The sequence below is a fragment of the Amycolatopsis sp. genome (genome assembly GCF_036008905.1).
Taxonomy (GTDB): domain Bacteria; phylum Actinomycetota; class Actinomycetes; order Mycobacteriales; family Pseudonocardiaceae; genus Amycolatopsis.
The window spans coordinates 105,744-113,840 of record NZ_DASYMU010000040.1 but is presented as its reverse complement, the minus strand read 5'-3'; the positions used below and the strand labels follow the sequence as shown (position 1 = coordinate 113,840).

Sequence of the window (8,097 nt, the reverse complement as noted above, 5' to 3'; positions counted from 1 at the left end):
CGTCTACGCGAACGTGGTCAAAAAGGGCAAGGTCGACGACCCGAACGCCGAGGTCAAGGTCGCCCGCATCACCGCACTGGTCATCGGCGCCGTCGCCATCGCCGGCGGCATCCTCGCCAACGGACAGAACATCGCCTTCCTAGTGGCCCTTGCCTTCGCGGTCGCGGCCTCGGCGAACCTCCCGACGATCCTGTACTCGCTGTTCTGGAAACGGTTCAACACCCAAGGCGCGCTATGGAGCATCTACGGCGGCCTGACGGCCACCGTCATCCTGATCGTGTTCTCCCCCGCGGTTTCGGGGACGGCGAAGTCGATGTTCAAGAGCGTCGACTTCCACTGGTTCCCGCTGCAGAACCCGGGCCTGGTGTCGATCCCGCTGTCGTTCTTCCTCGGCTGGCTGGGCACCGTGCTCTCGAAGGAGCACAACCAGGACAAGTACGCGGAGATGGAAGTCCGTTCCCTCACCGGCGTCGGCTCGGAAAAAGCCACGCCGCACTAGCCACTCTCCCCCCTCGAAAAAACACCATGGCCACCTTGGTCGCGTTGAACGCGACCAAGGTGGCCATGGTGGCGTTTGGGTCAACGGGTGAGGTCGGTGACGAGGGTGTCGGCGGCGGAGTAGGGGTCCAAGTCGCGGTCGACGACCCGTTGGGCCAACGCCGTCAGCTCCTCGCCGCCGCGCAGATGTCCCAGCTCGGACCGCAAGCGGTGCAGCGCGATCGCCTCGACCTCGCTCACCGCGCGCTTGACGCGGCGCCGGGCCAGCTCGCCGTTCTCGTCGAGCCAAGCGCGGTGCTCGTCCAGCGCCCGCACGACGTCGACGACGCCTTCGCCTCGTGACGCGACGGTCCGCACGATCGGCTGGCGCCAGCTCTTCCCGCGGATCTCCTTGCGCCCGAACGAAATCATCTGCTTGAGGTCGTGCACGGTCGTGTCGGCACCATGGCGATCGGCCTTGTTGACGACGAACACATCGGCGATCTCCAGCACCCCGGCCTTCGCCGCCTGGATGCCGTCGCCCATGCCCGGCGCGAGCAGGACCACGGTGGTGTCGGCCAGTTTCACGACGTCCACTTCGGACTGCCCGACGCCCACGGTCTCGATGAGCACGACGTCGAAGCCCGCGGCGTCGAGCACCCGCACGGCCTGCGGCGTCGCCCAGGCCAGCCCGCCGAGATGCCCGCGCGTCGCCATCGAGCGGATGAAGACGCCACTGTCGGTGGCGTGCTCGGTCATCCGGATGCGGTCACCGAGCAGCGCACCGCCGGAGAACGGCGACGACGGGTCGATGGCCAGCACGCCGACACGTTTGCCTTCCTTGCGCAGCGCGGAAAGCAGCACGGACGTCGAGGTCGACTTTCCCACACCCGGAGGCCCGGTGAGCCCGACGATCTGCGCGTTGCCCGTATACGGCGTCAGCGCCTTCGCGACTTCGCGCAGCTGCGGGTGCGCGTCCTCGACGAGAGAAATGAGCCGGGCGATCGCGCGCTGCTGCCCATCCCGCGCGCGATCGACCAGCTCATCGATATCGATATGGACCGGCACCTACTTCTTCGGCACCTTGATCACGAGCGCGTCGCCCTGGCCACCGCCGCCACACAGCGCGGCGGCACCGACACCGCCGCCGCGGCGGGTGAGTTCATAAATAAGGTGGATGGCCAGCCGGGCACCGGAAGCGCCGATCGGGTGACCGAGCGCGATGGCGCCGCCGTTGACGTTGACCTTCTCCGGGTCGAGCCCGAGCTTCTCCGAGGCAACGACACCGACAGCGGCGAAGGCCTCGTTGATCTCGACCAGGTCGAGGTCGCCGACCTCAAGCTTTTCCTTGGCCAGCGCGGCCAGGATCGCGTTCGACGGCTGCTCGTGCAGGCTCGCGTCCGACCCGGCGACGACACCGTGCGCGCCGATCTCGGCGATCCAGCTGAGCCCGAGCTCTTCGGCCTTGGCCTTGCTCATGACGACGACCGCGGCCGCGCCGTCGGAGATCTGCGACGACGAACCGGCGGTGATCGTGCCGTCCGAGGCGAACGCCGGACGAAGCTTGCTCAGCCCCGCGGCGGTCGTGTCGGCGCGGACGCCTTCGTCGGTGTCGAAGATGACGAGGTCGCCCTTGCGCTGCGGGATGCTGACCGGCGCGATCTCGTCGGCGAACTTGCCGGCCGCGATCGCCGCGGCGGCGCGCTGGTGCGAACGCGCGGAGAACTCGTCCTGCTGCTCACGCGTGACGCCGTAGCGGACGTTGTGCTTTTCGGTCGACGCGCCCATGGCTACCTGGTCGAACGCGCAGAACAGGCCGTCGTAGGCCATGTGGTCGACGAGCGTGGTGTCGCCGTATTTGAACCCGGAGCGCGACTTCGGCAGCAAGTGCGGCGCCTGGGTCATCGACTCCTGGCCACCGGCGACCACGATGTCGAACTCACCGGCGCGGATCAGCTGGTCGGCCAGCGCGATGGCGTCGAGCCCGGACAGGCAGACCTTGTTGATGGTCAGCGCGGGAACGCTCATCGGGATTCCGGCGGCGACGGCGGCCTGGCGGGCCGGGATCTGGCCGGCGCCGGCCGTGAGCACCTGGCCCATGATCGTGTACTGCACGTCCTCCGGTTTCACGCCGGCTCGCTCCAGCGCCGCCTTGATGGCGACCCCGCCCAGCTGCGCACCGGTGAAGTCCTTGAGGGACCCGAGCAGGCGCCCGATCGGCGTACGGGCAGCGCCCAGGATCACAGAACCGGACAAGGCGTCCTCCCAGCATCGAATGTGAGCAATCGTTAACTTCTGACGATACCCGTAGACCTTGCATCTTGATTGAGCCAGTGTGAGCCGTCGCACCCCGTCCGGCCCGCTTCTGGACCTATTGTTCGGCGTATGGATGACTCCCTGAAGCCGTTCGTGACGGCCATCGACCACGTCGGCATCGCCGTGCCCGATCTCGACGTGGCCATCGAGTTCTACGTCGAGCACTTCGGCCTCCAGGTGACGCACACCGAGGTCAACGAAGAGCAGGGCGTGCGCGAAGCCATGTTGCACGCGCAAGGCGACGGCGGCACCGGCACCGCGATCCAGCTGCTCGCCCCGCTGCGGGAGGACTCGGCCATCGGCAAGTTCATCGGCAAGAGCGGCCCCGGCCTGCAGCAGCTGGCCTACCGCGTGTCCGACGTGGACGCCGCCGCCGAGACACTACGGGCCAAGGGGCTGCGGCTGCTGTACGAGCAGGCCAAGCGCGGGACGTCGAACAGCCGGGTGAACTTCGTGCACCCGAAGGACACCGGTGGCGTGCTGATCGAGCTCGTCGAGCCTGCCGCCTGACTCGTGAGTGTTTACGAGTGTTAGAACACTTGTTGCCACTCACGACCCACCCACCCACCTGACCGGCGCCGGATGTAGAGATCGTGGCCCCGGCTCCGACCACCTCGTACGGGAGCCCGATCGGGCCGCCGAGCACGAGGAAGGGACGTCATGGACTTCACCAGTCGCTGCACCGGGATCGTCACCCAGACCGAGCTGCTCACGACCGGCGTCAAGGGCGCCGACCTGCGCGGGCGTGTGCCGTCGTGTCCGGACTGGACGCTCGGGATGCTGCTGCGGCATATCGGCGGCGGCCATCGCTGGGCCGGGGAAACCGTCCGGACGCGCGCGACGGGCTTCCTGCCGGACGACCAGCTCCGCAAGCTCGACGGAGACGACTCGGGCGAGGTTCCCGTCGACTGGCTGCTGGAGGGCGCCCACCGGTTCGCGGATACGCTGCTCGCGGCCGGTCCGGACAGGAAGGTCTGGACACCGCTCGAACTGCACGGCACGACGTCGTTCTGGGCCCGGCGCTTCGCCAACGAGACGCTGATCCACCGTGCCGACGCCACGCTGGCCGCCGGCACGGAGTTCGCGGTCGCCGAGGAGGTCGCGCTTGACGCCGTCGACGAGTGGATGGAGCTCGACGCGCTGCCACAGCACTTCGAGTACAACCCAAAGAAGCGGGATCTGCTCGGCCCCGGCCGGTCACTGTCGTTCGAGGCGACGGACGCCGACGCGGCGTGGTTCGTCGACCTCACCGGGGACGTCATCGTTTCGAGCCGCGCGCACGAGAAGGCCGCGGTCACCGTCCGGGCTTCGCTGACGGATCTGCTTCTCGCGATCTACCTGCGGAAGTCCGTGCACAGCGACGGGATCGAGATCAGCGGGGACAAGGACCTGCTGGAGTTCTGGCTCGGCTACATCGGCTTCGGCTGAGTGTCAAGGCCGAGTCAGCGCGGCGGCGATGAAGTCGAGCTCACGCTCCAGCTCACCCGGCGGGTCGTCGTCGGAGTGCCGGGCGACCGAGTGCCGGTAGCTGACGGCACGCGCGAGCAGCCCCGACGCACTGTCGACGTCCGCCCGCTCGAGCCGTCCGCCGGTCGCCGCGACGATCACCGAGCGGACCTGCCGGACAAGCGAGTCGAACCGTTGATGCAGGGCGTCGCGGACGTCGCGATGGGTGTCGGCCTCCCGCCACAGCAGGTGCGAGAGCATCCTCGACGCGTCGAGGCGCCTGTCCAGCTCGGCGACCAGCTTGCGCAGGCTGCCCGCGATGTCGCCGGGGACGACCACCTCCGACGGCTCGATCTGCGCCTCCGGCAGCCGGACGACCAGCGCGGACAAGAGATCCGGCTTGCGGCGGAAGTAATAGTGCACGAGACCCTTCGGCACCCCGGCGCGCTCCGCGATGCGCGACGTCGGGGTGGCGTCAAAGCCCGACTCGGCGAAGAGTTCTTCCGCGGCGAGCAGAATGCGTTCCTTCGCCGAGTCGTCCTTGGTCAAGCCCTGCTCCTGTCGTTGCTTAGTGTGAGCCTGCCATCTTGTGCGCTTCATTCGCGACCGGCAGCGCCACCGCGCCGACGATCAGCGTCAGCCCGCCGATGATCCACGCCGTCCACGCGGCGCCGTTGAATTCGGTGAAGCCCAGGACCCAGGGCGACAGGAACAGCAACGCGCCGAGGACGATCTGGATCCCCTCACCGATGGCGAACCCCGGCGCCGCGAGCGACACCAAACCATCCAGCGCGACCAGTGCCCCGCCGATGATCAAGGTCCACATGGCGAGGTTGTCGGTGTCCATCCACAACGGCGACAGCACCGCCACCACGCCGAGCAGCACCTCTGCCCAGTCGTGCGGACGCGTCCAGGAACGTGTCGAAGAATCAGCCATTGCTCTTCCACCTCCGTTATCGGTCCTTCTTCAGTTGTCTTTCGGGGACACAGCGATCAACCGGTCCCACCATCGATGATCCGCCTTGATTGGCCGCCCGGTCAAGATTGGTTGGTCACATTCGGGGATGTGAACGTGCGCTTCCTCTCGTAGAGTTGCACCTCTGGTTACTCGCCAGTAATTTCAGCCCACGGTTTCGCCCCGATCCGAGGAAGGTCCCGATGACGCAAGACGCGATCGCTGAGATCAAGCAAGCCATCCTGTCCGGCGACCTCGACGCCGTGGGCTCGCTCCCGGTACCGGAGAGCTATCGCGGGGTGACGGTCCGCGCCGACGAGGTCGACATGTTCGAGGGGCTCGACAGCCGCGACAAGGACCCGCGCAAGTCGCTCCACCTCGACGAAGTGCCGACACCCGAGCTCGGCCCCGGCGAGGCGCTGATCGCGGTCATGGCGAGCGCGATCAACTACAACACTGTCTGGACCTCGATCTTCGAGCCGATCCCGACCTTCAAGTTCCTGCAGCGCTACGGCAAGCTTTCGCCGTTGACCAAGCGCCACGACCTGCCCTATCACGTGGTCGGCTCGGACCTGTCCGGCGTCGTGCTGCGCACCGGGCCCGGCGTGCACAAGTGGAAGCCCGGCCAGGAGGTCGTGGCGCACTGCCTGAACGTCGAGCTCGAAGGCCCGGACGGGCACAACGACACGATGCTCGACACCGAGCAGCGCATCTGGGGCTTCGAGACGAACTTCGGCGGGCTCGCCGACATCGCGCTCGTCAAGGCCAATCAGCTGATGCCGAAGCCCGCGCACCTCACCTGGGAGGAAGCCGCGGCACCCGGCCTGGTGAACTCCACCGCGTACCGCCAGCTCGTCTCCCGCAACGGCGCCGACATGAAACAGGGCGACGTCGTGCTGATCTGGGGCGCGTCCGGTGGCCTCGGCTCCTACGCGACGCAATACGCGCTCAACGGCGGCGCGATCCCGGTGTGCGTGGTCTCCAGCCCGGAGAAGGCGGCGATCTGCCGGAAGCTCGGCGCGGACCTCGTCATCGACCGCAGCGCCGAGGGCTACCGGTTCTGGCAGGACGAAAACACCCAGGACCCGAAGGAATGGCAGCGGCTCGGCGCGAAGATCCGCGAACTCACCGGTGGTGAAGATCCTGACATCGTGTTCGAACATCCCGGCCGCGAAACTTTCGGCGCGAGCGTTTATGCCGCGCGCAAGGGCGGCACTATCGTGACTTGCGCGTCAACATCCGGTTACATGCACGAGTTCGACAACCGGTACCTCTGGATGAACCTCAAGCGGATCATCGGCTCGCACTTCGCGAACTACCGGGAATCGTGGGAGGCGAACAGGTTGATCGCCAAGGGCTTGATCCATCCCACACTGTCCAAGACGTACTCGTTGGAGGAAACCGGCCAGGCGGCGCTCGACGTGCACCGCAACTCGCACCAGGGAAAGGTCGGAGTCCTTGTGCTGGCACCGGAAGAAGGCCTCGGCGTGCGCGACGCGGAATTGCGCGCGAAGCACCTCGACGCCATCAATGCATTCAGAGGGGCATAAAACTCACAAGAAAATAACAGTGCGTAGCTCAGTTGAGGGTGGTGATGGGTGACGGTGTGGGCGACACGGTGTCCTGACGACGTTGCGGCTACGGTAGTGCCATGAGTCTTGGCGAAGAACGGGAGCTTGTGCCGCTGGGAGCCGGCTTCGATGTGGCGAAGCGCGGCTACAGCCGGGGACAGGTCGACGAACACCTGGAACGGCTGGACGCCGACCTCAAGATGCTTACGTCGGACCGGGATGCCGCGATTTCTCAGGCGGGCGACCTGGCACGGCAGCTCGAGGGCGCGCGCAACGACATCCGCGATCTGCGTGGGCAGGTCGAGCGGCTGGCGCAGCCCCCGACGAGCATCGAGGGACTTTCCGAGCGGCTGCAACGAATGTTGCGGCTCGCGCAGGACGAGTCCGCCGACACGCTGGCGCGCGCGGAAGCCGAAGCCGGGCACATTCGGGCCAAGGCGGAGACCGACGCGAGCGCGATGCGGGCGCGCTACGAGCAGCTCCTGACCGAGCTCGACGACCGTCGCAAGGCGATGGAAGCCGAGCACCGCGGCGTGCTCGAAAAGGCGCACGCGGACGCGAAGGCCATTACGGACAAGGCCAAGGCCGAGCGCGACAAGCTCGACGGCGAGTCCGAGGCACGCCGCACGCAAATCGAAGAGGACTTCGAGATCGCGATGGCGACCCGCCGCAGCGAGGCGATGCGTGTCCTCGCCGAGCAGGAAGCCGCGAGCAAGGCCGAAGCCGGCCGCCGGGTGCGCGAGGCCACCGAGGACGCCGCCGCCATCCGCGCGAAGGTCCTCGAAGAGGAGACGGCCGCGAAGGCCGACATCGCGAAGCGCCAGCGTGACTCGGTCGAGGACGCGAACAAGCGCAAGCAGGCGTCGGTGACCGAGGCCAACGCGCGGCTCGCCGAGGCGTCGGACGAGGCCAAGCGCCGGGTCCGGGACGCGACCGAGGAGTCGAACCGCCGGATCAAGCAGGCGACCGAGCGCGTCGAGGAGCTGCGCACGATGCGTGGCCGGCTCGCCGAGCAGGTCCGCTCCGCCAGGGCGGTGCTCAGCGAGGCCAGCACGGTCCTCGGCGACGCCGCCGACCAGGCGGACGCCGCGGCGACGAAGGCCGCGCCCAAGGCCGCACCGGCCCCGAAGCCGGCTTCGAACCAGCAGCAGAACCAGGCTCCGAAGCCCGCGCAGAACCCAGCTCCCAAGAAGACCGGCGGCGACGTCGAGGCCACCGTGCAGCTGCGGACCTCGTCGATCCCGAAGCCGAAACCATCACCCAAACCGACCAGTGCACCAGCGGGGGCGAAGAAACCGACTGGCGAGTAGCCTCATCAACCAGCTGAGGGTC

9 protein-coding genes are annotated in these 8,097 nt (G+C 67.6%); 5 read left to right on the top strand and 4 right to left on the bottom strand.

All coding sequences use genetic code 11. From position 1 onward, the window contains the following. A partial coding sequence (locus tag VGP60_RS07935) for a sodium:solute symporter family transporter (protein ID WP_414640304.1) occupies nt 1-499 on the top strand: 499 nt, incomplete at its 5' end. 80 nt (nt 500-579) lie between these two features. On the opposite strand, the gene meaB is transcribed toward VGP60_RS07935, so the two are convergent. Beyond that, complete coding sequence (gene meaB / locus VGP60_RS07930) at nt 580-1,545, bottom strand: methylmalonyl Co-A mutase-associated GTPase MeaB (protein WP_327547228.1); 966 nt, start codon at nt 1,543-1,545, stop codon at nt 580-582. Beyond that, complete coding sequence (locus tag VGP60_RS07925) at nt 1,546-2,733, bottom strand: acetyl-CoA C-acetyltransferase (RefSeq protein WP_327547227.1); 1,188 nt, start codon at nt 2,731-2,733, stop codon at nt 1,546-1,548. A gap of 129 nt (nt 2,734-2,862) precedes the next feature. Here VGP60_RS07925 and mce point away from each other — a divergent pair, with 129 nt between their 5' ends. Next, a complete protein-coding gene (gene mce / locus VGP60_RS07920; protein ID WP_327547226.1) occupies nt 2,863-3,303 on the top strand; it encodes a methylmalonyl-CoA epimerase in 441 nt (146 codons plus the stop codon). A 150-nt stretch (nt 3,304-3,453) separates the two neighbouring features. Beyond that, the gene (locus VGP60_RS07915) at nt 3,454-4,221 is read left to right on the top strand and encodes a maleylpyruvate isomerase family mycothiol-dependent enzyme (RefSeq protein ID WP_327547225.1); all 768 of its coding nucleotides are present in this window, start codon (nt 3,454-3,456) and stop codon (nt 4,219-4,221) included. 3 nt (nt 4,222-4,224) lie between these two features. On the opposite strand, the gene VGP60_RS07910 is transcribed toward VGP60_RS07915, so the two are convergent. Beyond that, nucleotides 4,225-4,839, bottom strand: coding sequence for a helix-turn-helix domain-containing protein (locus VGP60_RS07910; RefSeq protein WP_327547224.1), 615 nt, complete (start codon nt 4,837-4,839; stop codon nt 4,225-4,227). Continuing rightward, complete coding sequence (locus VGP60_RS07905) at nt 4,808-5,176, bottom strand: SPW repeat protein (protein WP_327547223.1); 369 nt, start codon at nt 5,174-5,176, stop codon at nt 4,808-4,810. Before VGP60_RS07905 ends, VGP60_RS07910 begins: the two co-directional genes overlap by 32 nt. A 221-nt stretch (nt 5,177-5,397) precedes the next feature. Here VGP60_RS07905 and ccrA point away from each other — a divergent pair, with 221 nt between their 5' ends. Then, on the top strand, nt 5,398-6,744 hold the full coding sequence (gene ccrA / locus VGP60_RS07900) for a crotonyl-CoA carboxylase/reductase (protein WP_327547222.1): 1,347 nt from the start codon (nt 5,398-5,400) through the stop codon (nt 6,742-6,744). 128 nt (nt 6,745-6,872) lie between these two features. After that, the gene (locus VGP60_RS07895; RefSeq protein WP_414640307.1) at nt 6,873-8,075 is read left to right on the top strand and encodes a chromosome segregation protein; all 1,203 of its coding nucleotides are present in this window, start codon (nt 6,873-6,875) and stop codon (nt 8,073-8,075) included. Nucleotides 8,076-8,097 lie beyond the last annotated feature (22 nt).

What these genes read in the sequence shown, in the direction of transcription:
- mce (WP_327547226.1), top strand. Translation starts at nt 2,863, where the DNA reads ATGGATGACTCCCTGAAGCCGTTCGTGACGGCCATCGACCACGTCGGC.
- VGP60_RS07915 (WP_327547225.1), top strand. Translation starts at nt 3,454, where the DNA reads ATGGACTTCACCAGTCGCTGCACCGGGATCGTCACCCAGACCGAGCTG.
- VGP60_RS07910 (WP_327547224.1), bottom strand. Translation starts at nt 4,839, where the DNA reads ATGAAGCGCACAAGATGGCAGGCTCACACTAAGCAACGACAGGAGCAG.
- VGP60_RS07905 (WP_327547223.1), bottom strand. Translation starts at nt 5,176, where the DNA reads ATGGCTGATTCTTCGACACGTTCCTGGACGCGTCCGCACGACTGGGCA.
- ccrA (WP_327547222.1), top strand. Translation starts at nt 5,398, where the DNA reads ATGACGCAAGACGCGATCGCTGAGATCAAGCAAGCCATCCTGTCCGGC.